The 23,756-nt window shown below is 71.0% G+C and carries 19 protein-coding genes; 17 read left to right on the forward strand and 2 right to left on the reverse strand.

The window, feature by feature from the left end:
* Nucleotides 1-76 precede the first annotated feature (76 nt).
* The 17 genes from dapA (at nt 77) to dapF (ending at nt 21,777) form a co-directional block, all read left to right on the forward strand.
* Nucleotides 77-994 carry a 4-hydroxy-tetrahydrodipicolinate synthase gene (gene dapA, locus QL983_RS04080; protein ID WP_036315014.1) on the forward strand — a complete coding sequence of 306 codons (918 nt, stop codon included), beginning with the start codon at nt 77-79 and terminating at the stop codon, nt 992-994.
* A 14-nt stretch (nt 995-1,008) separates the two neighbouring features.
* A complete protein-coding gene (locus QL983_RS04085; protein WP_036315017.1) occupies nt 1,009-2,694 on the forward strand; it encodes a ribonuclease J in 1,686 nt (561 codons plus the stop codon).
* Between the two features lie 54 nt (nt 2,695-2,748).
* Complete coding sequence (locus QL983_RS04090) at nt 2,749-5,898, forward strand: DNA translocase FtsK (protein ID WP_036315019.1); 3,150 nt, start codon at nt 2,749-2,751, stop codon at nt 5,896-5,898.
* Entirely contained in the window at nt 5,895-6,509 is a 615-nt protein-coding gene (locus tag QL983_RS04095) for a CDP-alcohol phosphatidyltransferase family protein (RefSeq protein ID WP_036315021.1), read from the forward strand. The genes QL983_RS04090 and QL983_RS04095 overlap by 4 nt, the downstream gene beginning before the upstream one ends.
* A gap of 10 nt (nt 6,510-6,519) precedes the next feature.
* Nucleotides 6,520-7,041 (forward strand): nicotinamide-nucleotide amidohydrolase family protein, encoded by a 522-nt coding sequence (locus QL983_RS04100; protein WP_162833774.1) that lies wholly within the window; start codon nt 6,520-6,522, stop codon nt 7,039-7,041.
* Nucleotides 7,042-7,239: 198 nt separating this feature from the next.
* On the forward strand, nt 7,240-8,295 hold the full coding sequence (locus tag QL983_RS04105) for a hypothetical protein (RefSeq protein ID WP_290151379.1): 1,056 nt from the start codon (nt 7,240-7,242) through the stop codon (nt 8,293-8,295).
* A gap of 107 nt (nt 8,296-8,402) precedes the next feature.
* A complete protein-coding gene (locus QL983_RS04110) occupies nt 8,403-8,804 on the forward strand; it encodes a helix-turn-helix transcriptional regulator (protein WP_036315027.1) in 402 nt (133 codons plus the stop codon).
* 99 nt (nt 8,805-8,903) lie between these two features.
* The gene (locus QL983_RS04115; RefSeq protein ID WP_002856506.1) at nt 8,904-9,122 is read left to right on the forward strand and encodes a DUF3046 domain-containing protein; all 219 of its coding nucleotides are present in this window, start codon (nt 8,904-8,906) and stop codon (nt 9,120-9,122) included.
* A gap of 140 nt (nt 9,123-9,262) precedes the next feature.
* Nucleotides 9,263-10,552, forward strand: coding sequence for an FkbM family methyltransferase (locus QL983_RS04120; RefSeq protein WP_036315029.1), 1,290 nt, complete (start codon nt 9,263-9,265; stop codon nt 10,550-10,552).
* Complete coding sequence (locus QL983_RS04125; RefSeq protein WP_080695878.1) at nt 10,549-13,887, forward strand: glycosyltransferase; 3,339 nt, start codon at nt 10,549-10,551, stop codon at nt 13,885-13,887. The genes QL983_RS04120 and QL983_RS04125 overlap by 4 nt, the downstream gene beginning before the upstream one ends.
* Nucleotides 13,884-15,998 carry a DUF6270 domain-containing protein gene (locus tag QL983_RS04130; RefSeq protein ID WP_230297475.1) on the forward strand — a complete coding sequence of 705 codons (2,115 nt, stop codon included), beginning with the start codon at nt 13,884-13,886 and terminating at the stop codon, nt 15,996-15,998. Before QL983_RS04125 ends, QL983_RS04130 begins: the two co-directional genes overlap by 4 nt.
* Before the next feature lie 254 nt (nt 15,999-16,252).
* A complete protein-coding gene (gene recA, locus QL983_RS04135; protein WP_036315035.1) occupies nt 16,253-17,317 on the forward strand; it encodes a recombinase RecA in 1,065 nt (354 codons plus the stop codon).
* Nucleotides 17,314-17,796: a hypothetical protein gene (locus QL983_RS04140; RefSeq protein WP_290151386.1), complete on the forward strand. Its 483-nt coding sequence runs from the start codon at nt 17,314-17,316 to the stop codon at nt 17,794-17,796. Before recA ends, QL983_RS04140 begins: the two co-directional genes overlap by 4 nt.
* 139 nt (nt 17,797-17,935) lie before the next feature.
* Entirely contained in the window at nt 17,936-18,289 is a 354-nt protein-coding gene (locus tag QL983_RS04145) for a regulatory protein RecX (protein WP_290151388.1), read from the forward strand.
* Nucleotides 18,290-18,328: 39 nt separating this feature from the next.
* Nucleotides 18,329-19,876 (forward strand): tRNA (N6-isopentenyl adenosine(37)-C2)-methylthiotransferase MiaB, encoded by a 1,548-nt coding sequence (miaB, locus tag QL983_RS04150; RefSeq protein ID WP_020628159.1) that lies wholly within the window; start codon nt 18,329-18,331, stop codon nt 19,874-19,876.
* A complete protein-coding gene (gene miaA / locus QL983_RS04155) occupies nt 19,876-20,814 on the forward strand; it encodes a tRNA (adenosine(37)-N6)-dimethylallyltransferase MiaA (RefSeq protein WP_290151391.1) in 939 nt (312 codons plus the stop codon). Before miaB ends, miaA begins: the two co-directional genes overlap by 1 nt.
* Nucleotides 20,815-20,823: 9 nt before the next feature.
* Nucleotides 20,824-21,777: a diaminopimelate epimerase gene (dapF, locus tag QL983_RS04160; RefSeq protein WP_113913929.1), complete on the forward strand. Its 954-nt coding sequence runs from the start codon at nt 20,824-20,826 to the stop codon at nt 21,775-21,777.
* Nucleotides 21,778-21,834: 57 nt separating this feature from the next.
* Here the strand turns inward: dapF and QL983_RS04165 are convergent, their stop codons facing one another.
* Both QL983_RS04165 and QL983_RS04170 read right to left on the reverse strand, forming a co-directional pair.
* The gene (locus tag QL983_RS04165) at nt 21,835-22,470 is read right to left on the reverse strand and encodes a methyltransferase (protein WP_113913928.1); all 636 of its coding nucleotides are present in this window, start codon (nt 22,468-22,470) and stop codon (nt 21,835-21,837) included.
* A gap of 25 nt (nt 22,471-22,495) precedes the next feature.
* The gene (locus QL983_RS04170) at nt 22,496-23,659 is read right to left on the reverse strand and encodes an NAD(P)-binding domain-containing protein (protein WP_290151393.1); all 1,164 of its coding nucleotides are present in this window, start codon (nt 23,657-23,659) and stop codon (nt 22,496-22,498) included.
* Nucleotides 23,660-23,756 lie beyond the last annotated feature (97 nt).

Genomic DNA, 23,756 nt, shown 5'->3' on the forward strand with positions numbered 1-23,756 from the left:
TCCTCTCGGGTCGCCGCGCGTCGCGGAGGGGCCACGGACGGCGCGGGCCCCCAGTCTCGCAGGTAGGGTGGGGCCCATGAGTGCCGTCCGTTCCGCCGTCATCCCCTCCGAGCTGCTCTTCGGCACGGTCGTGCCCGCCATGGTCACCCCCATGACGGACGAGGGCGCCGTGGACCTCGAGGCGGCCGCCGCGCTGGCCGAGCACCTGGTGGACCGCGGGGCCGACGGCCTCGTGGTCACCGGCACCACCGGCGAGACCTCCACGCTCACGGACGACGAGAACGTGGCGATGTTCCGTACCGTCGTCGAGGCCGTGGGGGACCGCGCCAGGGTCGTGGCCGGCACCGGCACCAACGACACGGCGCACACCCTCGAGCTGTCGCGCCGCGCGGCCGAGACGGGCGTGGACGGGCTGCTGCTCGTCACCCCGTACTACAACAAGCCCAACCAGGCCGGCATCCGCGCGCACTTCGAGACCGTGGCCGACGGGGTGGACCTGCCGATCATGCTCTACGACATCCCGGGCCGCTCCGTGATGCCGATCGAGCCCGAGACGGTCATCGCGCTCGCGCAGCATCCCAACATCCGTGCGCTCAAGGACGCGAAGGGGGACCTGCAGTCCACCACCACCGTCCTGGCGCACACGGACCTCGACCTCTACTCCGGCGACGACGGCGCGACCCTGCCGCTCATGGCGCTCGGCGCCGTGGGGGTCGTCTCGGTGGCCGCGCACGCGGCCCCCGAGCTGTACCGCCAGCTCGTGGACGCCGTCCACGCCGGCGACCTGGCCGGTGCCCGTGATCACCACTTCGCGCTGGACCCCGTCCAGCGCGGCATCATGACCCATGTCCAGGGCGCGGTGGCCGCGAAGGCCGTCCTCGCCGCCCAGGGCGTCATCCCGTCCGCAGCCGTGCGGCTGCCCCTCGTCCAGGCCACGCCGGACGAGCTCTCCGTCATCCGAGCCGACCTCGCGGAGGCCGGCATCACCTTCTAGAAGGGACCCGTTCCATGACCGCAGGCACCCGCCTGTCCACCCCGCCCAAGCTCAAGCGGGGCACCTGCCGCATCGTCCAGCTGGGCGGCCTCGAGGAGGTCGGCCGCAACATGGTCACCTTCGAGATCGACGGCAAGATCCTCATCGTCGACTGCGGCGTCCTCTTCCCCGAGGAGCACCAGCCCGGCGTCGACCTGATCCTGCCGGACTTCGACTACATCCGGGACCGCGTGGACGACGTCGTCGGCATCGTCCTGACCCACGGCCACGAGGACCACATCGGCGCCGTGCCGTACCTGCTGCGCCTGCGCGACGACATCCCCGTGATCGGCTCCAAGCTGACCCTCGCCCTGATCGAGGCCAAGCTCGAGGAGCACCGGATCAAGCCGCGCACCCGCGTGGTCAAGGAAGACGACATCGTCGAGTTCGGCCCGTTCGAGTGCGAGTTCGTGGCCGTGAACCATTCGATCCCGGACGCGCTCGCCGTCGCCATCCACACGGACGCCGGCACCATCCTGCACACCGGCGACTTCAAGATGGACCAGCTGCCCCTCGACGGCCGCATCACGGACCTGCGCGCCTTCGCCCGTCTCGGCGAGGAGGGCGTGGACCTGTTCATGACCGACTCCACGAACGCCGAGGTGCCGGGGTTCACCACCACGGAGGCGGAGATCGGCCCCACCCTCGAGCGCTACTTCGCCACGGCGAAGCGCCGCATCGTGGTGGCCTCGTTCTCCTCCCACGTGCACCGCGTGCAGCAGGTCCTCGACGCCGCCCACAAGCACGGTCGCAAGGTGGCCTTCGGCGGGCGCTCCATGATCCGCAACATGACCATCGCGGCGAAGCTCGGCTACCTCAACGTGCCGAACGGGATCCTCGTGGACATCCGCAAGGTGGACAAGTACCGCGACGACGAGATCGTGCTCATGGTCACCGGCTCCCAGGGCGAGCCGATGGCGGCCCTGTCCCGGATGGCCAACGGCGACCACCAGGTGCAGCTGGCGGAGGGCGACCTCGTCGTGCTGGCCTCCTCGCTGATCCCGGGCAACGAGAACTCCGTGTTCCGCGTGATCAACGGGCTCATGAAGCTCGGCGCGACCGTGGTGCACAAGGGCATGGCCAAGGTGCACGTCTCCGGCCACGCCTCCGAGGGCGAGCTGCTGTACTGCTACAACATCGTCGAGCCCGAGTTCGTGATGCCGGTGCACGGCGAGACCCGCCACCTGATCGCCAACGGCCGGATCGCGGAGAAGACCGGCGTGCCGGCCGAGAACGTCATCCTGGCCGGCAACGGCACCGTGGTGGACATGACCGACGGCCTCGTGAAGGTCGTCGGCGAGGTGGAGTGCGGCTACGTGTACGTGGACGGCTCCTCCGTGGGCGAGATCTCCGACTCGGACCTCAAGGATCGCCGTGTCCTGGGCGAGGAGGGCTTCATCTCGATCATCACCGTGGTCAACCGGCAGACCGGCGCGATCGTGTCCGGCCCGGACGTCCACGCCCGCGGCGTCGCCGAGGACGAGAAGGTGTTCGAGGAGATCAAGCCGAAGATCGTCCGGGCGCTCGAGGAGGCCGTGCAGTCCAGCAAGGACCACACCGCCCACCAGCTCCAGCAGGTGGTCCGCCGGACCGTCGGCACGTGGGTCAACCGCAAGCTGCGCCGCCGCCCGATGATCATCCCGGTGGTCCTGGAGGCCTGACCCCTCCGGGTCGCCATGCCTGCCGTGTCCGCGGTTCGCGGTAGTTTGGTGGGCATGGCGACCCGTACTTCCCCCACGCGTTCGTCCTCCTCCTCCGCCACGTCCCGCTCCGGCTCCGCCGGACGCCGAGGCTCCGGACGGAAGGGGTCGACCGCGACCGTCCCCGAGGCCGACCGGCCCGCCGCGCCCCTGCGCGCCCTGCACACCCTGTGGATGGGGCTGGCCACGCCGGTCGGTGCCGGCTTCCGCAAGCTCGGCCCGGACGTGCGCATCGACCGCGAGGAACGCCGTGACGGCACCGGCCTGCTCCTGCTGCTGCTCGCCGCGCTGATCGCGGCCGTGGAGTGGTGGGGCCTGCGCGGCACCGCCATCGGCCGCGTGGTGCACGGGGTGGTGGGCGGCACCGTCGGGTGGTTCGCCCTCCTGGTGCCGATCGCCCTGCTCGTCGTGGCCGTGCGCTGCTTCCGCCACGCCACGGACCATCGCGCCAACGGGCGCATCATCATCGGCCTGCTCATGGCGACCGTCGCCGGCTCCGGCATCGCCCACCTCGTGGGCGGTGTGCCCTCGGCCGCCGAGGCCTTCGAGGACATGCTCGGTGCCGGGGGCATGGTCGGCTACCTGGCGACGGCGCCGCTGGCCTCCCTGCTGACACCCGTGCCCGTCTGGGTCCTCATGATCCTGTTGGCCTTCTTCTCGGTTCTCGTGCTCACCGCGACGCCCATCGGTGCGATCCCGCAGCGGATCGCGGGCGGCTACGACTGGCTCACGGGCCAGGACCCCGAGGGCGCCTCCGAGCGGCGGGCCGCCCGCCGCGACGAGCGGCGCCGGGCCCGTGAGGTGCGCCGCGAGGCCGAGGACCTCGCCACCCCGCTCTCCGTGGACGCGGAGACCGGGCGCACCCACCCGGACCACGACCAGTCCTACCTGGACGGACCGGCCGCCGGCGCCCACGCCGCCGGGGCCTCCCGCCCCGGCCTGCTCGCGCGCCTGTTCGGCGGGCGCCGGGCACGCGAGGATCAGGCCGCCGACGCCGCCCCGGAGCACACCGCCGGCACCGCCTACGACTCCCCGGTGATCCACGAGGCCGAGGCCGGCTCCCACGCCGCCCCCGAGGCCGAGACCACCCAGGTCCTGCCCCGACCCGCCCCGCGGCGGGCCGCTCGCGGGGAGCAGGGCGTGTTCGACGCCGAGCAGGCCGCCGCAGACGCGCGTGACCCGCGGGACGCGGACCAGGACGCCTCGGACGACTTCGACCCGTGGGTGGACGAGGACGACGCGCCCGAGGACGCGGACGCCGAGCCGCAGCCACCCGCCGGAGTGCGCCGGCCCACGGCCGCGGACCGTGCCCTCGAGCAGGTGCGCGAACACGCCCGCGCCCAGCGTGAGGCCGCCGCCCCGGCCGCCGCATCCCTGGAGGAGGACGCGGGGGAGGACACCCCGTTCGCCCTGGACGACGCCCCAGGTCAGGGCTCCGGGACCGCCGCGTCGTCGTCGTCCTCCGCCGTGCCCGCCAGCACCCCCGCGCCGGTGCCGCCGGTGACCGCCGAGCCGGCCCGCGGCACCCAGTCCCCGCTGGGCGGGGACGTGTCCTACACGCTGCCGCAGTCGGCCCTGCTCCCTGCCGGCCCCCAGCCGAAGGAGCGCTCCGAGGCCAACGACCGGGTCGTCGCCGCCCTGACCACCACGTTCACCGAGTTCAAGGTGGACGCCCAGGTCACCGGGTTCTCCCGCGGGCCGACGGTGACGCGCTACGAGGTCGAGGTCGCCCCCGGCACCAAGGTGGAGAAGGTGACGGCGCTGGAGAAGAACATCGCGTACGCGGTGGCCTCCTCGGACGTCCGGATCCTCAGCCCCATCCCGGGCAAGCGCGCGATCGGCATCGAGATCCCCAACACGGACAAGGAGGTCGTGGCCCTCGGCGACGTCCTGCGCTCGCAGGCCGCCCAGCGCACCGACCACCCGATGGTGATGGGCGTCGGCAAGGACGTGGAGGGCGGTTACGTGGTGGCCAACCTGGCGAAGATGCCCCACATGCTCGTGGCGGGCGCCACCGGCGCCGGCAAGTCCTCGTTCGTGAACTCCATGATCACCTCGATCCTCATGCGCTCCACCCCGGACGAGGTGCGCATGGTGATGGTGGACCCCAAGCGCGTCGAGCTCACCGCGTACGAGGGCGTGCCCCACCTGGTCACCCCGATCATCACGAGCCCGAAGAAGGCGGCCGAGGCGCTGCAGTGGGTCGTCAAGGAGATGGACACCCGCTACGACGACCTCGCGGCGTTCGGCTACAAGCACGTGGACGACTTCAACAAGGCCGTCCGGGCCGGCCAGGTGAAGCTGCCGCCGGACTCCAAGCGCGTGCTGCGCCCGTACCCGTACCTGCTGGTCATCGTGGATGAGCTCGCGGACCTGATGATGGTCGCCCCGCGCGACGTCGAGGACGCGATCGTGCGCATCACCCAGCTGGCCCGGGCGGCCGGCATCCACCTCGTGCTCGCCACGCAGCGGCCGTCCGTGGACGTGGTCACGGGCCTGATCAAGGCCAACGTGCCCTCGCGCATGGCGTTCGCGACGTCGTCGGTCACGGACTCGCGCGTGGTCCTGGACCAGCCCGGCGCGGAGAAGCTGCTCGGCCAGGGCGACGCCCTGTTCCTGCCGATGGGCAAGTCCAAGCCCATGCGCGTGCAGGGGGCGTGGGTCAACGAGTCCGAGATCCACGCCGTCGTGGAGCACGTGAAGTCGCAGATGCAGGTCCAGTACCGCGAGGACGTGATCCCCGAGAAGACCGAGAAGGTCATCGACGAGGACATCGGCGACGATCTGGACCTGCTCCTGCAGGCCGTCGAACTCGTGGTCACCACGCAGTTCGGCTCCACGTCCATGCTGCAGCGCAAGCTGCGGGTGGGCTTCGCGAAGGCCGGCCGCCTCATGGACCTCATGGAGTCCCGCGGCGTCGTGGGCCCCTCCGAGGGCTCCAAGGCCCGCGACGTGCTGGTCAAGCCCGACGACCTCGCGGACGTGCTCGCCACCATCTCCGGAGACACCCCGCCCTCGACCGGAACCGGTGACGACGCCGCCTCGGCGTCGGCTGGTCCGCGCGACCTGGTGCAGGAGGACCTGGACTCGCGCCCGGCCGCCGTGGACTGGAACGATGAGGACGACGAGGGATCGGAGGACGCGTGGCAGCTGACGGGCAGATGAGCACGGCGGGCGGGGCGCAGCGCGTGTCCGCCTGGAACCTGCCGAACATCCTGACCTCGGTGCGCATCCTGATGGTGCCCTTCTTCGCCTGGGCGCTGTGGGCCGGCGGGCCGTGGGGCGGCGACTCGCTCGTCGCCCGCTGGCTCGCGCTGGCGCTGTTCGCGGCGGCCATGTACACCGACAAGCTCGACGGGGACATCGCCCGCGCCCGCGGGCTGATCACCGACTTCGGCAAGATCGCGGACCCCATCGCGGACAAGCTGCTCACGGGCACGGCCCTCGTGCTGTTCTCCCTGCTGGGGGAGCTGTGGTGGTGGGTGACCATCGTGATCCTGGTGCGCGAATGGGGCATCACCCTGATGCGCTTCGTGGTGATCCGTTACGGAGTGATGCCGGCCGGCCGTGGCGGCAAGCTCAAGACCGTGCTGCAGACCGTGGGCATCGGCCTGCTGCTCCTGCCCCTGGCCCCGCTCGTGGGCGGCTGGTGGCCGTGGGCCGGCTGGGTGGTCATCGGGGCCGCCACCGTGCTGACGGTGCTGACCGGCCTGGAGTACGTCAAGGACGCGTGGGTCCTGCGGCGGGATGCCCTCGCCGCCCAGCGGGGGGCCTGAGGCGATGACCATGGCGGCGGCCCGGGACGTGGTGCACGCGCTCGCGGAGGCGGGCCTCACGGTGGCGACGGGGGAGTCCCTCACCGCCGGCCTGCTGGCCGCGCGCCTGGCCGACGTCCCGGGCGCCTCGGCCGTCCTCCACGGCGGCGTGGTGGCCTACCAGAACGCCGTGAAGACCGGCCTGCTGGGCGTGCCGGCGGACCTGCTCGCGCGGGTCGGGGCGGTGGACGCGGACGTGGCCCGGCGGATGGCCCTCGGCGCCCGCGCGGCCTTGGGCGCCGACGTCGGCGTGGCCACCACGGGCGTCGCCGGGCCCGAGCCCCACCAGGGCCGGCCGGTGGGCACCGTGTGGCTCGGCCTGGCCGTGCCCGACGCGGACGCGAGCGCGCTGGACGTGCTCGGCGGCGAGCGCGATGGCGCGGCCACCGCGGTCCTCCTCCAGCTCGACGGCGACCGGGCCGCGATCCGGGAGGCCACCGTCGCCGCGGCGCTGCAGGCCCTGACGCGCCTGCTCGCCGGCCGCGGCCACTGAGGCGGCACGGGGGGGCTTCGACCGACCCGCCTCGGCGCCCCGTCCCTGGTGCCGGCCCGCCCCGCCACGTAGGTTCGGCGCGATGGAGACCGCATCGCCGGGGACGTCGAGGACCGGCTCGACGAACGCCTGCCGCAGCCCGGCGGCTGGCGGGTCGAGACGCGGCAGGAGTCGCTGCCGGTCGGTGCGACCGGGGGCATGGTCCTGGAGGAGCCGGTCCGCTCCCTCGCAGACGGGCAGGGATGGGACACGGTGGTCGCCGTCGTCGACCTGCCCCGGTTCGACGACCGGCGCGGCGTGGTGGCGGACGTCGTGCCGCAGCTGCGGGTCGGCGTCGTGTGCGTCCCGGCGCTGGGGGTCATCACCCCGGCCCGCCGGTTGCGGGAGACGGTGCTGCGGATCGTCGAGCACATCGACACCGCCCCCCACGTGGACCCGCCGGACGGGGAGCTGGACGTGCAGTCCTCCGACGAGTCCGGCGAGGTGGAGGAGGACGACGGCCCGTCCCCGACGGACGAGCCCCCCGAGCCCGACACGGCCGCGCTGCGGGGCATCGCCCCACTGGGCGACGTCGACGCGGACGTGACCACGACCACCGGGATGGGCGGCGGGTCCCGGCGCACGTCCACGGTGTACGTGAAGGGCTGGACGGGCACGCTGCGCCTGCTGGCCGGGATGGTGATGGCCAACCGGCCGCTGCTCATGCCGCGGGACATGACGTTCACGATCGCCTCGGCCAGCGCGGCCGGTGCCTACGGCGTGTTCTTCGGCTCCATCTGGGTGCTCTCCAGCGTGATGTCTCCGGGGCGGCTCGCGGCGGTCAGCGTGCTGTCCGTGGTGCTGCTGGTGGCGTGGCTGGTCACCACGAACGGCCTGTGGACGCACGGTGCGACCCACCGGCACAGCTCGCGGCTGGACAACCTCTCCACCGTGCTCACCGTCGGTCTGGCCTGCACCGTGGTCTACGTCCTGCTCTTCGTCACGCTGCTGCTGGTCGCGCTCATGATCATCCCCGTGGAGTATCTGGAGGAGGAGCTCGACCAGCCCGGCGGCGTGGGCGACTACGTGCGGCTCGTGTGGCTCGCGGCGTCGATGGGCACGATGGCCGGGGCCGTCGGCTCGAGCCTGGACGACTCCGACCGCATCCGGAACGCCACGTACTCCCTGCGGGAACGGCATCGGCGCCCGGAGCGGCACGAGGGCGACGGGGCCGCCGAGGGCCCGACGGCGGAGCAGACCATGTCTCGGGAATGAACGCGACCCCGCCCGACGTTGAATGTAACGAGTCAAGAAGAGTGCCCCGCGGGATCAGGCCCGCGGCCCGGCGCCCTTCAGGAAAAGTCCAGGAGCAGGCGATAGACATGATGCGACATCCCGTCCATTCCCACGGAATCACGCGCTGGGTCGATGACCAGCCCCGTCCCCGCGCGGCCGCCCCCGACATCAAGGAGCGCAGCATGCCCCTCCTCCGCCACGAGATCGGCGACGTCCTGCGCGACGTCCGGCAGCTCCAGGGCCGCACCCTGCGCGAGGTCTCGCACGACGCCCGTGTCTCGCTCGGCTACCTGTCGGAGGTGGAGCGCGGCCAGAAGGAGGCCTCCTCCGAGCTGCTGGCCTCGATCTGCCAGGCGCTGGACATCCCGCTGTCCTACCTGCTGCGGGAGGTCTCGGACCGGCTCGTGGAGCAGGAGGGCATGGTCGTCCCGGACACCCTGCCGGACGACCTCACGGACCCCAGCCTGGGCTCGCTGGCCGGCCGCTGACTCCGCCATCCCCACGGCGCGGGCGCCCCCGTCTCGGGGCGCCCGCGCCGTCTGCGTCCCCGTCCCTGACCCCGCGACCGACCACAGAGAGGACCGCCCGTGCGCGAGAGCGAGTTCCGCCGGCTGATGGACGAGGAGTTCGGCCCCGCCCGGGCCGGCCTCGTGGCCGACTCCCTGCACCTGCCCGGCCTGGACACCACCGCGACGGCGGCGCTCGCCGCCGGCGTGGACCCGCGGCGGGTCTGGCTGGCGGTCTGCGACCTGCATGAGATCCCGCAGGAGCGGCGTCTCGGTCGGGACGTGCCGCCGAAACGCTGACGTGTTTCTCTGCCGCCAGAGCCCTGGCCGGTACAGTGGCTGGGGGCCGGGCGTGTGGTTGACACGCGATGGCCTGCTAACCAAGGGCAGGTACCAATCGAACAGGTGCGTGGCCACCAATTCGGACTAAGGAGCCACCGATGATTTTGGCGGACGCCGGGGCGACGGGCGTGGCCCGAGTCCGTTCGAGGGGCGGCGTTTACGACGTGGTCGTGCCGGACTCTGGCACGGACTACATCCAGGGACACCTACAGCGCGAGGGTTCTCCCTACGAGGAGGAGATGCTGGACAGGATGGCCGCGGCCCTGTTGCCCGGTGACCTTGTCATTGATGTCGGGGCCAATATTGGCAACCACACGCTTAACCTCGCTTGTGTGGCCGATGCCCGAGTAGTCGCTATAGAGCCAGACAGCCACCTTGCCGATGCATTGCGCCGGTCAGTCGAGTTAAACGGCGCCGTTGACCGCGTCGAGGTGTATGAATGTGCCGCGGGTGCGCAACCCGGCTTTGGGCGTTTGATCCTACACGATCCTGCGAATCTGGGAACGCAGTCGCTCTCATTCGAAGAAGGTGATGCTGGCCAAGATGTGGCTGTCTACACCCTCGACGATCTCATCCAAAGGCAAAGCGTACGCATGGTGAAGATCGATGTAGAGGGCTTTGAACTGGAGGTCCTGCAGGGCGGGATGGAGATGATTACCAGAGACCGCCCGTTGATCTGGGTCGAGTGCCTGGACTATGAAGCGTATGAGGCTGTGAGCTCATTGCTAAGCCCGCTCGGCTACCGTGTAGTTGACGTGGTAAACGCCTCGCCGACGCTGCTGTTCTCCCCCGGAGGCAAGCAGAACGACGCAGGGGAGCGGACCGGAATAAATGCAGTCATGCATCGCCTTTACACCGAGCGTCGGATAGCGGAGTCCCTTCGCAGCAAATTCCAGACAATCACCAACGATTTGGAAGATCCCGAGGCTCGGAAACTAGTAACGCATCTAGGCGCTCTCGCGGAACTGGAGATCGGACAGTCCGCGGCCGAGGCTGAACTCAAGGGGGCCTTGACGGACGCTCGGCGACGGATCGCGGAACTCGAGGCCAGAGAACGGCTTCATCTAGAGGACTTCCGCGCCATCCGTGGATTCGTGGAAACGGTCGAAGATCGACTCTGGTCCACACGTACCGTCCAGGCAGAGAACGAGGCGGCCGCAGAGCGTCTTCGGTATCTGGAAGATGCGCTCGAACTCGTGACGACAGAAAAAGAGATGGCCCTTGCCGAGGCCGGCGAGATGCGCGCGACCCTACGCCGTATTCGATCGTCTCGAACTTTCCGCGCCGGTAGGGCGTTGAGTGAGGCCCAAAGCGTTTCCGGCGCATCGCGCGCACTGCCTCGACTGCTTGCGATCATCCGTGAAGAGAAGAAGAAGCGCGACGTATGACCCGAGCAATTCCCAAGCCAGTGGTGCCGGCCGACATAGCAGCTCGACGCCGCAACAGTGATCCCGTCCCGGTGCGCCGACGAGCCGGCCGAGCCGGAAAGCTCGTCGTCGCTTGCATTTTGGACGAGTTCTCACAAACTGCGTTCGAGGCCGAGGCAGATTTGGTGCCACTAACGATGGAGTATTGGCGTGCCGAGATCGCGGCGGCCCAGCCGGATCTCCTACTCGTTGAGTCAGCCTGGCGGGGGCACCGGCAGACCTGGTGGAACACGGTGCACCGCCTTGGACCCGAACTTCAGGGGATCTTGGCGTGGTGCCGCTCTCGCGGCGTCCCCACGGCGTTCTGGAACAAGGAGGACCCGGTCCACTTCAACACGTTCCTCACGGCTGCGGGCGAGTTCGATGCGGTATTTACCACCGACCTCGACTGTGTTCCGCGCTATAAGCGCGAGCTGGGTCATGAGAATGTGCACTTCCTGCCCTTCGCGGCGCAGACCGCCCAATCCAACCCTGTCGAAGTGTTTGACCGCGTGGAGGGTTGCGCTTTTGCCGGTGCCTATTATGCGAAGTATCCAGAACGCCTTGCTGATCTCCAAGAGCTGTCCGCGGAACTCTCCGCGGATGGGCGGCGGTTTGACATCTACGATCGCAATCATGGGCGTGCTACCTCGGGCTACACATTCCCGGAGGACTATCAGCGATACATCGTCGGCGGGGCGCTGACGCCGGGCCTCCTGGACGTGCCCTACAAGGGCTATACAGTTAACCTCAACCTGAATTCGGTTAAACAGTCGCAGTCGATGTTCGCTCGTCGGGTTTTCGAATTGCTTGCCTCCAATACTTTGACCGTCAGCAACTTCTCCCGCGGGCTTCGACTGATGTTCGGGGACTTAGTCGTCTCTACTGACTCAGGCAGGCAGATGCGACGCCGGCTCGAAGCGATCGAGGCCCAGCCGAACGGCAACGAGCGTCTTCGTGCCGTGGCCCTTCGCAAGGTCCTGCGCGAGCACACCTACACAGAGCGCTTAGAGTTCGTCGCGTCGCGGTCAGGGGTGACGTTGCCGGATGCTGCTGTCGAGCGTCCGCTGATGGTTGTCCCCTCTACCCTCGGCCGGGATGCAGCGGCCGTCGTGGAACTTGTCCGCCGATGGGCAGGTCAGACCTGGAACGACTGGGTCCTGGCCGTGCAGGGCAAGGTTGAGGAATTCGCGCCCATGCCGCTTGAGCTACAGGATCCTCGTGTGGTCCTGTTCGACGAACTGGCCGACTTGGACGGGCTGGCAAGGACAAGGGGGTGCACCCTCGCCGGGATGCTTGATCCCAACGACTGGTACGGCCCCCACTATCTCGAGGACATGGTCCTCACTCTGAGATGGGCGGATGTGAAAACGTGTGGGCACGTGGAGCACTACGCCGTTGACAGCGTCGACGGCTCGCTCGAACGCCGTGAGCTTGGTACGGCCTGGCGACTGCAGGACAAGATTCTGCCGTGTCGTTCCCTCTCGCGACTTGATTGGGCACAGGTGGCGGACTGTAACGGAGTCGCTAGGCAACTGGACGCTGCGCAGCTGTCGGGCCTGGCCGTCTCGCCGCTCGAATATTGCGCCGGAGGCGCGACCTCGGAAGAGCCAGCACTCGCGCCCGCGTCCTCGCTCGATGTTTACGAGGGCTTGACACTGACGGAGATCCGTCAGCATGCGGACGATCTGGTCTTCGCAGAATCCAGCGACGACATGCCGGTTATGGACCTGGGAACCATCTTCGAGGGGATGAAGTCCTTCGACGAGATGACTCTGACATGGGAGGACGGAGTGCCCCGTGTCACGTCTTCCCTTGGGGCAGGCCGGCACCAGTACTGGATTAACTCACTGGCGCGCCCAGTGGAGTTTCACCAAAACGGTAATGATCAGCCCGTGTACTTCGACGTCAGCGTCGGACTCGACATCATGCTCGTTGCCTATTGGTTAGATGCTGACGGACAGCGCTTCGGCCATGCCATGATTCCGGCGCGCCAGTACACCACCGTCAAGATCCCCGAGCAGGCTCGCGCGATGCGTTGGGGTCTACGGGTGAGTGGATCCGGTAGCGCCGTGGTCCATCGCGTAGTAAACGGGCCCTACGTTGCGCCCTCCGTGCCCATGCTGGCTGGAAGTTCTGATGTGTTGATCACTAACATCTATCCTGCCTATGACAACCTCTACAGGAATGGGTTCGTTCATAGTCGGCTTCGTCGATATAGGGAGATGGGCCACCGCCTGGAAACCATCCTCGTGGGCGAAGGAGACGGCCCTAGATTTCGAGAGTTCGAAGACGTCGACGTGGCCGTATTGCGTGTCCAGGACCTCATTGCGACTCTTGCAACGGGAGAGGTGAAGACCCTCGTAGTACACTGTTTGCTCCCCGAGACGTGGAATGTATTGAAGGCTACGTCTGACCTCCCTCCGACCACGGTGTGGGTTCACGGATTCGAGATTCAGCCCTGGTGGCGTCGCCGTTTTAACTACGCCACGGAAGAAGAGCTGGATGCCGCTAAGATGCTCACTGAACAGCGTTTGGCAATGTGGAGAGAAGTCTTCGATTCCAGCCCCGACAATATGCACTTCATCTTTGTCTCCCGGTGGTTCGCTGAAACAGTTTTCGAGGATGTCGGTATTCGCTTGCCAGACCATCGGTATTCGGTGATTCATAATCCAATCGATGACACCGTCTTTCCGTATCAAGAGAAGACCGCGCAGCACCGTCTTCGTGTCCTCTCGATCCGCCCATACCATTCGCATGTATACGCCAACGACCTTGCCGTTGCTGCTGTTCTTGAGCTATCCAACGAGCCTTGGTTCAATGAGCTGGATTTCACATTTATTGGAGATGGCCCTCTCTTCGAGGAGACGCTGGCGCCATTGTGGGATTTCGAGAATGTATTGATTCGAAAGGGATTCTTGACTCATGCAGAGATCGCGTCCGAGCATGCTCGGCATGGCGTACTGCTCGTGCCCACCCGCAGCGACACCCAGGGCGTCAGCCGCGACGAGGCGATGTCCTCGGGTCTGGTGCCCATCACGTCGGCGGTGGCCGCGATCCCCGAGTTCGTCGACGAGGAGGTCGCCTTCCTGGCGCCGCCCGAAGACCACCGCGCGCTCGCGGACGCCGTCCGGACGCTGCGCGCCGAGCCCGCGCGGTATCTGAGGATGTCCGCGGCCGCGGCACGCCGGGTCCGCAGACAGTCCGGCGCGGACCACGTGCTGGACGCCGAACTCCGCCTGGCGTTCCGCACCGACGGGGACCACTCCGCTCCGTCGGTCCGTCCCCATCCCGAGAGAGAGGCCCACAGGCCATGACCGCACGCATCGCCGTCGTCGGGAGCGCCCTGACCCGCTCCGCCCTGGTCGCGGACCCCCGGCTCTCCGTGCCCGCAGGGCACTTCCTCGCCCGGGTCTCCATGGCCGGACTGGGCACCCCGCCCGTCGAGGACGCCGACCTGACCGGGGTCGCCTCGGACTTCCGGCGTGAGCTGGTCCGCCGCGACGTCGACCGCATGCTCGTGGCCGACCTGGTCCGGCTCGATCCCGACGCGATCGTCGTCGACGTCGCCGACGAGCGCTTCGCCCTCGACGTGCTCCCGTCCGGGGCCGTCGTGACCGTCTCGCCGGAGTACCTCGAGTCGGCACCGCCGCAGGACGGCCGGCGCCGGGTGCCCAGCGGCGACGACGAGCACTTCGCGCTGTGGGTGGCCGGGTGGCGGACCTTCCTCTCCACCCTGGATGCCGTGGGTCTGAGAGAGCGGCTGATCCTGCATCACGGCGGGATGGCGGTCCGCACCGCGGACGGGACCGCCGCCCGGCACGAGGCCGCGATCCTCGCTGCCGCGCGCTACGCGGACCGGCTCGCCGACCGGGCGGCCCAGGACCTCGACCCGGCCCGGGTGGTGCGCGTGGACGACGCGATCCGACACGCCGCGCTCGCCGACGACGGCACCGCCGACCCGCTGGCCCTCGCCCCGGCGGCCGCCGCCGCGCTGGCGGCCGGGGTGGTCGCCGTGCTTGACGGACGCGATCCATGGGAGGTCGACGGTCTCGTCGACGTCAGCCCGGACGCGGAGCCCGTCGAGCCCGCTGCGCCGCAGGCCCCGGCCGAGCCCGCTGCGCCCGAGCCGTCCGCCGAGCCCGCTGCGCCCGAGCCGTCCGCACCATACCGGGACGTCGTGGAGAGCGACTATGCGAACTACGGGGTCGACCCGGTCCGCTGGGGGTCGGTCGAGGAGTTCGCGGCCTCCGGCTTCGGTCCGGGACTGCACATCCTGCCCCTGCCGGACGGCAATCACCTTGACCTCATCATCCGCGGTGACCTCGGGGGCGTGGGAGAGCGCGAGTCCGTCGTCGTCTTCCTCACGGGCGCGATGAGCCAGCGGAACAGCGTGGCCCCGCCGTTCTTCGCCGGGCGTCGGCTCTCCTACGAGCTGGGGATCCCGTGGGTCGCCGTCAGCGACCCCTCGATGCAGCTCGCCGACGACCTCCTCCTCGGGTGGTACACGGGCTCGCCCGGCTCCCAGGCCCACGCCACGTTGCTCGCCACTCTGCGGGCCCTGGCGGACGGGCTGGGCCGTGACCTGCTCCTGGTGGGCGGGTCCGGGGGCGGTTTCGCGGCGCTGCGGCTGAACGAGGAGCTCGAGGGGCGCAGCAGCGTCTTCGCCTGGAACCCCCAGACGGACCTGCTCGACTACCACCCGCCCACGGTGCGGGACTACCTGCGGACGCTCTTCCCCGGTGAGGAGCTCGACCCCGTCGCGGAGCGCGAGGCCGTGGAGGCGCGGCTGGCCGAGGAGGGGATCGGGCACCGGGTGGGCACGCTCGACGCGGGCCGTCGCGTGGTGGTGTTCCAGAACGCGGGCGACCACCACGTGGAGGGGCACCTGCTGCCCCTCGTCCACCGCACCCCGGGCATGACGGGCGGCCCTCGGCGGTTCGCCACGGACGCCGAGCACCAGGTGCGGATCGCCACCTGGGGGGCCGGGCACGCCGCGCTGCCCGCCCACGTGACGGCGCGGGCCGTGGACGCGATGCGTCGGGGCCACTCGGCCTCGACCGTGGCGACGCACATCGACGCGCTGCTGGCGCATGAACGGGGCGACGACTCAGACGGGCCGGACGTCCTGGTCACCGCCGAGCCCGGCGGGCTCTCACGGGTGGACTGGGCCGCCTTCCCGGGAGAGGCCGACGACGGGCACGCCTGCACCCTGTCCCGGATGCACGGCGAGGACGTCGTGGACCAGGTGGAGCACATCGGTCCGCCCGTGGTGCTGCCCCGGCTGGACGACGGAGAGCACTGGCGGCTGGAGGCGTTCGACGCGCGCGGTCGGCGGGTCCACGAGATCCACGTCGACGGTCGGGGGGACCCGGTGCTGTTCGGTGGCACGGGCGGCTCCGCCCGGCCCCGTCGCGCCCGGCAGTGACGCCGGCGCGTCCGGGTGTCGGCGGTCCGGCCGCGGCATCGCCCGGCCCCGGTGGGGTCTGTAGCCCAGGCCCGGCTTCGAACACGTGTTCGAATAATGCGGTAGAGTCCTGCACAGCAGTGCGACGGGGTGATCTCGTGCACAGGCGGAGCAAGGCGTGCTTATCATGTCCGCTGCTCCCCGTAGATTCACGGACATGACCGAGGCGGGCGCTCCAGCGTCCGTCGCAGCACCACCAGAGCTAGGGGTGAAGGATGAGCAAGGTGACGGATCGCGAGAAGGCCCTCGAGGCCGCTCTCGCCCAGATCGACAAGCAGTTCGGCAAGGGTTCCGTCATGCGGCTGGGGGACCAGACCCAGGCGCCCGTCGAGGTCATCCCCACGGGCTCGGTGGCCATGGACGTGGCCCTGGGCATCGGCGGCCTGCCGCGCGGCCGCGTGGTGGAGATCTACGGTCCGGAGTCCTCGGGCAAGACCACCCTGGCCCTGCATGCGGTGGCCAACGCGCAGCGCAACGGTGGCATCGCGGCCTTCATCGACGCGGAGCACGCCCTGGACCCGGTCTACGCCCGCAAGCTCGGTGTGGACACGGACGCCCTGCTGGTCAGCCAGCCGGACACGGGCGAGCAGGCCCTGGAGATCATGGACATGCTCGTCTCCTCGGGCACCCTGGACATCGTCGTCATCGACTCCGTGGCCGCGTTGACCCCGCGCGCCGAGATCGAGGGCGAGATGGGCGACTCCCACGTCGGCCTGCAGGCCCGCCTCATGTCCCAGGCGCTGCGCAAGGTGACCGGCCGCCTCCACCAGACCAAGACCACGGCCATCTTCATCAACCAGCTGCGCGAGAAGATCGGCGTGTTCTTCGGCTCCCCGGAGACCACCACGGGCGGCAAGGCGCTCAAGTTCTATGCGTCCGTGCGCATCGACGTCCGGCGCATCGAGACCCTCAAGGAGGCCGGCAACCCCGTCGGCAACCGCACCCGCGTGAAGATCGTCAAGAACAAGATGGCCCCGCCCTTCAAGCAGGCCGAGTTCGACATCCTCTACGGGGTCGGCATCTCCCGCGAGGGTGGCCTGATCGACATGGGTGTCGAGGAGGGCATCGTCAAGAAGTCCGGCGCGTGGTTCACCTATGACGGGGACCAGCTCGGGCAGGGCAAGGAGAACGCCCGTCGCTTCCTCCGGGACAACCCGGACCTCGCCAACGAGATCGAGCAGCGCATCCTCACGAAGCTCGGCATCGGGGTGGCCCCGGAGGCCGAGGATGACGAGGCCCCGGCCCTGACCGCGGTTCCGGGGGACACCGCGGCCGGATGACCCGATCGCACAGGAACGTCGGAGGCGGGGTCGCCCACCGGTCGGAGACGACCGGCCGGAGCGGCTCCGCCTCCGGTGCGTCCGCGTTCGACGACGCCCGGGACTCGGACGTGGGCCGGATGTGGCTCGACCTGGCCGACGTGCCGGAGCCGACGTCGTCCGACGCGGACGCCACGGACCCCGCGCAGGACGCCGTGCCCGCGCACGACGCCGGAACCCCCGTGGGGGACGTCCGGGACCCCGTCCCTGACGCGGTGCCGGATCTCGGAGCCCTGCTGACCCGCGCGAGCGACCTGCCCAGCCCCGTGCCCGACGCCGGGCCCCGATCGCTGCCGTGGTCCGGGGGCGAGGGCACCGGGGCGGGCACCGAGCGCCGAGGACGGAAGCGGGCGCCCGCCAAGCGGTCGGGGCGCACTCGGCCCCGCGAGGACGGCCGCGCGCCGGCTGAGCCCGCCCCCCAGACCGACCGCACCGCGTGAGCGTGAGGAGGCCGCACGCGAGGTCGTCCTGCGCCAGCTCGCCCTGGGCCCCCGCTCCCGCGGCCAGCTCGAACGCAAGCTCGCCGAGCGCCAGGCCGAGCCCGAGCTGATCGAGCGCGTCCTCGACCGCTTCGAGGAGGTGCGGCTCGTGGACGACGCCGCCTTCGCCGAGGTCTGGGTCCGCAGCCGTCACCGAAGCAAGGGCCTGGCGCGCCGCGCCATCGGACATGAGCTCCAGCAGAAGGGTGTGGACCGGGAGATCGCCGCCGAGGCGCTCGAGGCCATCGACGGCGAGGACGAGCGGGCCGCCGCCCTCGACCTCGTGCGCCGACGGCTGCGGGGCCGCACCGTCCCCGGCGGCGCCTCGCCGGAGGCCCGGGCCGAGCGGGACAAGGTGACCCGCCGCCTCGTCGGCATGCTGGGACGCAAGGGCTACGGCGGCGGCCTCGCGTTCGCCGTCGTGAAGGAGGTCCTCGCCGAGCACGAGGAGTGAGCGGACCCGGGCCGCGCCCGGAGTTCCTAGAATGGTGCGGTGACTCTGACGGACCCCACCCCCCGCACCACCCCGCTCGCGCAGGACGGCGCCGCCGCGCGCCCGCACGAGGGCCTGACCTATGAGGTCCGCACCTTCGGCTGCCAGATGAACGTGCACGACTCCGAGCGCATCTCCGGCCTGCTCGAGTCCACCGGCTACGCCCCGGTCGCCGAGGACGCCCAGGCCGACCTCGTGGTCTTCAACACGTGCGCGGTCCGTGAGAACGCGGACAACCGCCTGTACGGCAACCTCGGCAACCTGCGTGCGGTGAAGGACGCGCACCCGGGCATGCAGATCGCCGTCGGCGGGTGCCTCGCCCAGAAGGACCAGGCCGCCATCCAGCGCAGGGCCCCGTGGGTGGACGTCGTCTTCGGAACCCACAACATCGGCTCCCTGCCCGTGCTGCTGGAGCGCTCGCGCCACAACGCCGAGGCCGAGATCGAGATCCTCGAGTCGCTCGAGGTGTTCCCCTCCACCCTGCCCACCAAGCGCGACTCCACCCACTCCGGCTGGGTGTCCATCTCCGTGGGCTGCAACAACACGTGCACGTTCTGCATCGTCCCGTCGCTGCGCGGCAAGGAGAAGGACCGCCGCCCCGGGGAGATCCTCGCCGAGGTGCAGGCGCTCGTCGACGCCGGCGCCGTCGAGGTCACGCTGCTGGGCCAGAACGTGAACACCTACGGCGTCGAGTTCGGCGACCGCGGCGCGTTCGCCAAGCTGCTGCGCGCGTGCGGGGAGATCGAGGGCCTCGAACGCGTCCGCTTCACCAGCCCCCACCCGGCCGCGTTCACGGACGACGTCATCGACGCGATGGCCGAGACCCCCAACGTCATGCCGCAGCTGCACATGCCCCTGCAGTCGGGCTCGGACAAGGTGCTCAAGGACATGCGCCGCTCCTACCGGTCCGCGAAGTTCCTGCGGATCCTGGAGAAGGTGCGCGAGCGCATCCCGCACGCCGCCATCACCACGGACATCATCGTCGGCTTCCCCGGGGAGACCGAGGAGGACTTCGCCGAGACGATGCGCGTGGTCGAGGCCTCCCGCTTCTCCTCCGCGTTCACCTTCCAGTACTCCATCCGCCCCGGGACCCCCGCCGGGGAGATGGACCACCAGGTGCCCAAGGCCGTCGTCCAGGAGCGCTTCGAGCGCCTCGTGGCCCTGCAGGACCGGATCTCGGCCGAGGAGATGGCCACGCTCGTCGGCACCCGCCAGGAGCTGCTCGTCACCGCCGACTCCGGCTCCAAGGCCGCGGAGCGCGGCCGCCTGTCCGGGCGCGCACCCGACAACCGGCTCGTGCACTTCTCCGTGCCCGCCGGCGCCGAGACCCCCCGCCCCGGCGACTTCGTCACCGTGACGGTCACCGAGGCCCACCCGTTCTTCGCCGTCGCCGACCCGACCGCACAGGACTACGTCCTGCGCCGCTCCCGCGCCGGCGATGCGTGGGACCGCGCCCAGGCCGAGTCGTGCGGCGCCCCGGCCCCCGGCACGGCGGGCGGCTCCGGTGCCACGAGCCTCGGCATGCCGACCCTGCGCCCGCGGTCCTGATGCCCGCCGCCGCGGCCCGGCCGCCCGTCGTCGCCGTCGTCGGGGCGACGGCGACGGGCAAGTCCGCCCTCGCCGTCGCCCTGGCGCACGCGCTGGACGGCGAGGTGGTCAACGGGGATGCCCTGCAGTTCTACCGGGGGATGGACGTGGGCACGGCGAAGGTCACCCCGGCTGAACGCGAGGGCGTCCCGCACCATCTGCTGGACGTGCTCGACGTCGGCCAGGAGGCCTCGGTGGCGGCCTTCCAGTCCGCGGCCCGCGACCTGTTCGACCAGATCCGCGCGCGGGGTCGGACCCCGATCCTCGTGGGCGGCTCCGGGCTGTACGTGCGGGCGGCGCTGGACGTGCTCGAGTTCCCGCCCACGGACCCGGCGCTGCGGTCCGAGCTGGAGGCGCGCGCGCAGCGGGAGGGCCTGGCCGGGCTGAGGGCCGAGCTGGCCGCCCTGGACCCGGTCTCGGCGGAGCGGCTGCGGGACGCCCGCCGCATCGTGCGCGCGCTGGAGGTGTGCCGGCTGACGGGCCGCCCGTTCTCCGCGTTCATGCCGGAGCGCACGTACGCCCCGGAGGTCGCCCCCGTGGTGCAGCTCGGCCTGCGCCTGGACCGGGCCGAGCTGCACCGGCGGATCGCGGCCCGGGTGGAGCGCATGCTGGCCGAGGGCCTGCTGGACGAGGTCCGCCGCCTCGACGTCCCCGGGCCGGAGGGGCTGCGGCAGGGGCCGACCGCGTCCCGCGCGATCGGCTACGCCCAGATGCTCGCCGTCCTCGACGGCGAGCTCACCGAGGCGGAGGCGGCCGAGCAGACCGTCGTGGCCACGCGCCGGTTCGCCCGACGCCAGGAGACCTGGTTCCGGGCCGACCCGCGCGTCGTCTGGCTCGACGCGCAGGGCGAGGACGTCGTGGCGGAGGCGCTCGCCGTCGTCGCCGGGGACGCCACCTAGACTGGGCCCATGACCGAGCAGCCCGCGGCGCCCGCCGCCCAGGACCCCCTCCACGCGAGCGCGCCGCGCGTGCCGTTCACGAAGGGCCATGGCACGGGCAACGACTTCGTGCTGATCGCCGACCCGGACGGCAACACGCAGCTCGACGCCCAGCGCGTCGCACGGCTGGCTGACCGGCACCGGGGGGTCGGCGCCGACGGCGTCATCCGCGCCGTGCGCTCGGCACGCCTGCCGGAGGGTGAGGCGCTGCTCGCCGAGCACCCCGAGGCCGAGTGGTTCATGGACTACCGCAACGGCGACGGCTCGATCGCCGAGATGTGCGGCAACGGGGTGCGCGTCTTCGTGCACTTCCTGGTCGAGAAGGGCTTCGTGGACCTGGCCCCCGGCCGGGCGATCACCATCGGCACGCGCGCCGGCGTGAAGGCCGTGACCCGGCTCGAGCACGGCTACGCGATCGACATGGGCCCCTGGTCCTACCTCGACCCCGAGCTGGCGGAGGAGGCGGCGTCGGACTCGATGGTCCGCGCCCACGGCCTCACCGATCCGCGTCCGGCGCTGAGCGTGTCGCTGGGCAACCCCCACACCGTGGTCCCGCTGGCCTCCTTCGCCGACCTCCAGGGCCTGGACCTGGGCCGCGCCCCCGAGGTGGACCCCGCTCCGCCGCTCGGCACGAACGTCGAGTTCGTGGCCGCGCACGAGCCGCTCGTGCGCGAGGGCGTCGGCCGCGTGCGGATGCGCGTGCACGAGCGCGGGGTGGGCGAGACCCAGTCCTGCGGGACGGGCGCGTGCGCGGTGGCCGTGGCGATGCGCGCGTGGTCGGGCGACCAGGGCACCGACTCGTGGCTCGTCGAGGTGCCCGGCGGCGTGCTGGCCGTGGATGTCGTGCCGGGCCCGGAGGGGGCCGAGCACGTGGTCCTCTCGGGCCCGGCCGAGCTGGTCTTCGACGGCGAACTCACCGCCTGACCGCTGTCGTTCGGGAAACGGCAGGCCACGGACCGCTGTCGTTCGGGAAACGGCGCCTCAGCGCGCCCGCGCCACCCGCAGGATCCGGAAGCCCTTGACGCTGTTCGCCCGCTCCGCGGTGAACCGGCCGGGCGCGCGCGCCTCGAGCATCCGGCCGATCCACGGCAGCAACGAGTCCGCGCCGAGGTTCTTCTGCACCACCAGCCAGGCCTCGCCGCCGGGGGCCAGGCGTGGCAGCCACCGCTCCAGCAGGGCGTGCAGCGCCGGCTTGCCGATCCGGATGGGCGGGTTGGACCAGATGAGGTCGAACTCCGCGCCCTCGGGGACGTCCTCCGGCCGCAGTGCCACGACATTGCCGAGGCCCAGGGCCGCGGCGTTGTCGCGGGTCAGCTGCAGCGAGCGGTCGTTGACCTCCACGGCGGTCACCTCCGCCTCGGGCGACCGCAGCGCCAGCGTGAGGGCGATCGGTCCCCAGCCCGCGCCGACGTCGAGGAACCGGCCCGTCGCCGGCGGCGCGGGCACGGCCGAGAACAGGGCCGCGGTGCCCTTGTCCAGGCCGTCCGGGGAGAAGATCCCGTTGGCCGTCTGGACCTCGACGTCGCGGCCGCCCAGGCGTGTCCGCACGGTGCGCCGCCGCTCGGGCGCGGAGGGGTCGGCGTCGAAGTAGTGGGATGCGGAGCTCACGGCGACCATGGTAGCCAGCGGGTCGTGGCGGCCCTCAGCCCGATGCCGGCCCGGCCAGGTCCGCGAGGATCGCGCGCACTGCGTCGCGCCCGGCGCGGTTGGCCCCGACCGTGGACTGGGAGGGCCCGTAGCCGAGGAGGAACAGGCGCGGCTCGTCCAGGGCGCGCCCGCCCGCCACGCGGATGCCGCCGGCGGGCGTGCGCAGCCGCAGGGGAGCGAGGTGCCGGATCGCCGGCCGGAAGCCGGTGGCCCAGAGGATCACGTCCGCCGGTTCGAACGAGCCGTCGGGCATCCGCACCCCGTCCGGCTCGACGGCCGTGAACATGGGGTGGCGCACCAGCACGCCTCGTGACTCGGCCTCGCGCACCCAGGACGAGCGGTGCATCCCGGTCGCCCCGACCACGGAGCCCGGCGGCAGGCCCGCACGGGTCCGTTCGTCCACCCCGCGCACCGACTCGGCCAGGGCGCCGGGCGCGGCCGAGTCCTGCCACTGCGGCTCGCGGCGGGTCACCCACAGGGTGTCCGCGACCGTGGAGATCTCGGCCAGCAGCTGCGTCGCCGAGACGCCCATGCCCACGATCACCACCCGCTGCCCGGCGAACTCGTCTTTGGACACGTAGTCACGGGTGTGCAGCTGCCGGCCGCGGAACGAGCGCATCCCGGGCACGGAGGGCCACCGTGGGGACGTCCAGGTGCCGGTCGCGTTGGCCACGAAGTCCGCCCGCCACGTGCCCGGCGCCCCGTCCGTGCGGACGAAGAACCCGCGCGCACGTCCCGGCTCGCCGATCCGCTCGACGCGCCTCACACGCACGGGCCGCCGGATCGGCAGGGCGAACCGTGCCTCGTAATCGGCGAAGTAGGCCGGCAGCAGGGTGTTGGCGTGCGCGGCCGGGTCGGCCGGCGGCACCGGGTCGCCGGGCAGCTCGTGGATGTGGTTGACGGTGGCCATCGTGAGCGAGTCCCAGCGGTGCTGCCACGCGCCGCCCGGGGCGGTCTCCGCGTCGAGCACCACGAACGTGCCGGGGGCGTCGTCGGGGACGCCGGCGGCGCCGTCGTCGTTCGGACCCAGCCCCACGAAACCGCGGCGGCGCAGGTGGTAGGCGGCGGACAGCCCCGCCTGGCCCGCGCCGATCACGACGACGGTCGCCCGGCCCGTCCGGCCGGGCTGCGGCGGGGCAGGGGAGGGGGACGCGGTCATGCCCGCAGGATACGTGCGCGTCGTCAGCGGACCGGGCGCCGGGGCCCCTGTCGCCCGCACGCGCCGCCCGGTACACTCGACGCCCATGTGGATCTTC

It is taken from the genome of Micrococcus sp. APC 4021 (assembly GCF_030407635.1).
In the GTDB taxonomy this organism is placed as follows: domain Bacteria; phylum Actinomycetota; class Actinomycetes; order Actinomycetales; family Micrococcaceae; genus Micrococcus; species Micrococcus luteus.

Excerpts from the sequence above, each read along its gene's own strand:
- QL983_RS04105 (WP_290151379.1), top strand. The coding sequence starts at position 7,240 with ATGGTCCTGGAGGAGCCGGTCCGCTCCCTCGCAGACGGGCAGGGATGG.
- QL983_RS04110 (WP_036315027.1), top strand. The coding sequence starts at position 8,403 with ATGATGCGACATCCCGTCCATTCCCACGGAATCACGCGCTGGGTCGAT.
- QL983_RS04125 (WP_080695878.1), top strand. The coding sequence starts at position 10,549 with ATGACCCGAGCAATTCCCAAGCCAGTGGTGCCGGCCGACATAGCAGCT.
- QL983_RS04170 (WP_290151393.1), bottom strand. The coding sequence starts at position 23,659 with ATGACCGCGTCCCCCTCCCCTGCCCCGCCGCAGCCCGGCCGGACGGGC.
- miaA (WP_290151391.1), top strand. The coding sequence starts at position 19,876 with ATGCCCGCCGCCGCGGCCCGGCCGCCCGTCGTCGCCGTCGTCGGGGCG.
- QL983_RS04085 (WP_036315017.1), top strand. The coding sequence starts at position 1,009 with ATGACCGCAGGCACCCGCCTGTCCACCCCGCCCAAGCTCAAGCGGGGC.
- dapA (WP_036315014.1), top strand. The coding sequence starts at position 77 with ATGAGTGCCGTCCGTTCCGCCGTCATCCCCTCCGAGCTGCTCTTCGGC.
- QL983_RS04120 (WP_036315029.1), top strand. The coding sequence starts at position 9,263 with ATGATTTTGGCGGACGCCGGGGCGACGGGCGTGGCCCGAGTCCGTTCG.
- QL983_RS04095 (WP_036315021.1), top strand. The coding sequence starts at position 5,895 with ATGAGCACGGCGGGCGGGGCGCAGCGCGTGTCCGCCTGGAACCTGCCG.
- QL983_RS04090 (WP_036315019.1), top strand. The coding sequence starts at position 2,749 with ATGGCGACCCGTACTTCCCCCACGCGTTCGTCCTCCTCCTCCGCCACG.
- QL983_RS04100 (WP_162833774.1), top strand. The coding sequence starts at position 6,520 with ATGGCGGCGGCCCGGGACGTGGTGCACGCGCTCGCGGAGGCGGGCCTC.
- QL983_RS04165 (WP_113913928.1), bottom strand. The coding sequence starts at position 22,470 with ATGGTCGCCGTGAGCTCCGCATCCCACTACTTCGACGCCGACCCCTCC.
- recA (WP_036315035.1), top strand. The coding sequence starts at position 16,253 with ATGAGCAAGGTGACGGATCGCGAGAAGGCCCTCGAGGCCGCTCTCGCC.
- QL983_RS04130 (WP_230297475.1), top strand. The coding sequence starts at position 13,884 with ATGACCGCACGCATCGCCGTCGTCGGGAGCGCCCTGACCCGCTCCGCC.
- dapF (WP_113913929.1), top strand. The coding sequence starts at position 20,824 with ATGACCGAGCAGCCCGCGGCGCCCGCCGCCCAGGACCCCCTCCACGCG.
- QL983_RS04140 (WP_290151386.1), top strand. The coding sequence starts at position 17,314 with ATGACCCGATCGCACAGGAACGTCGGAGGCGGGGTCGCCCACCGGTCG.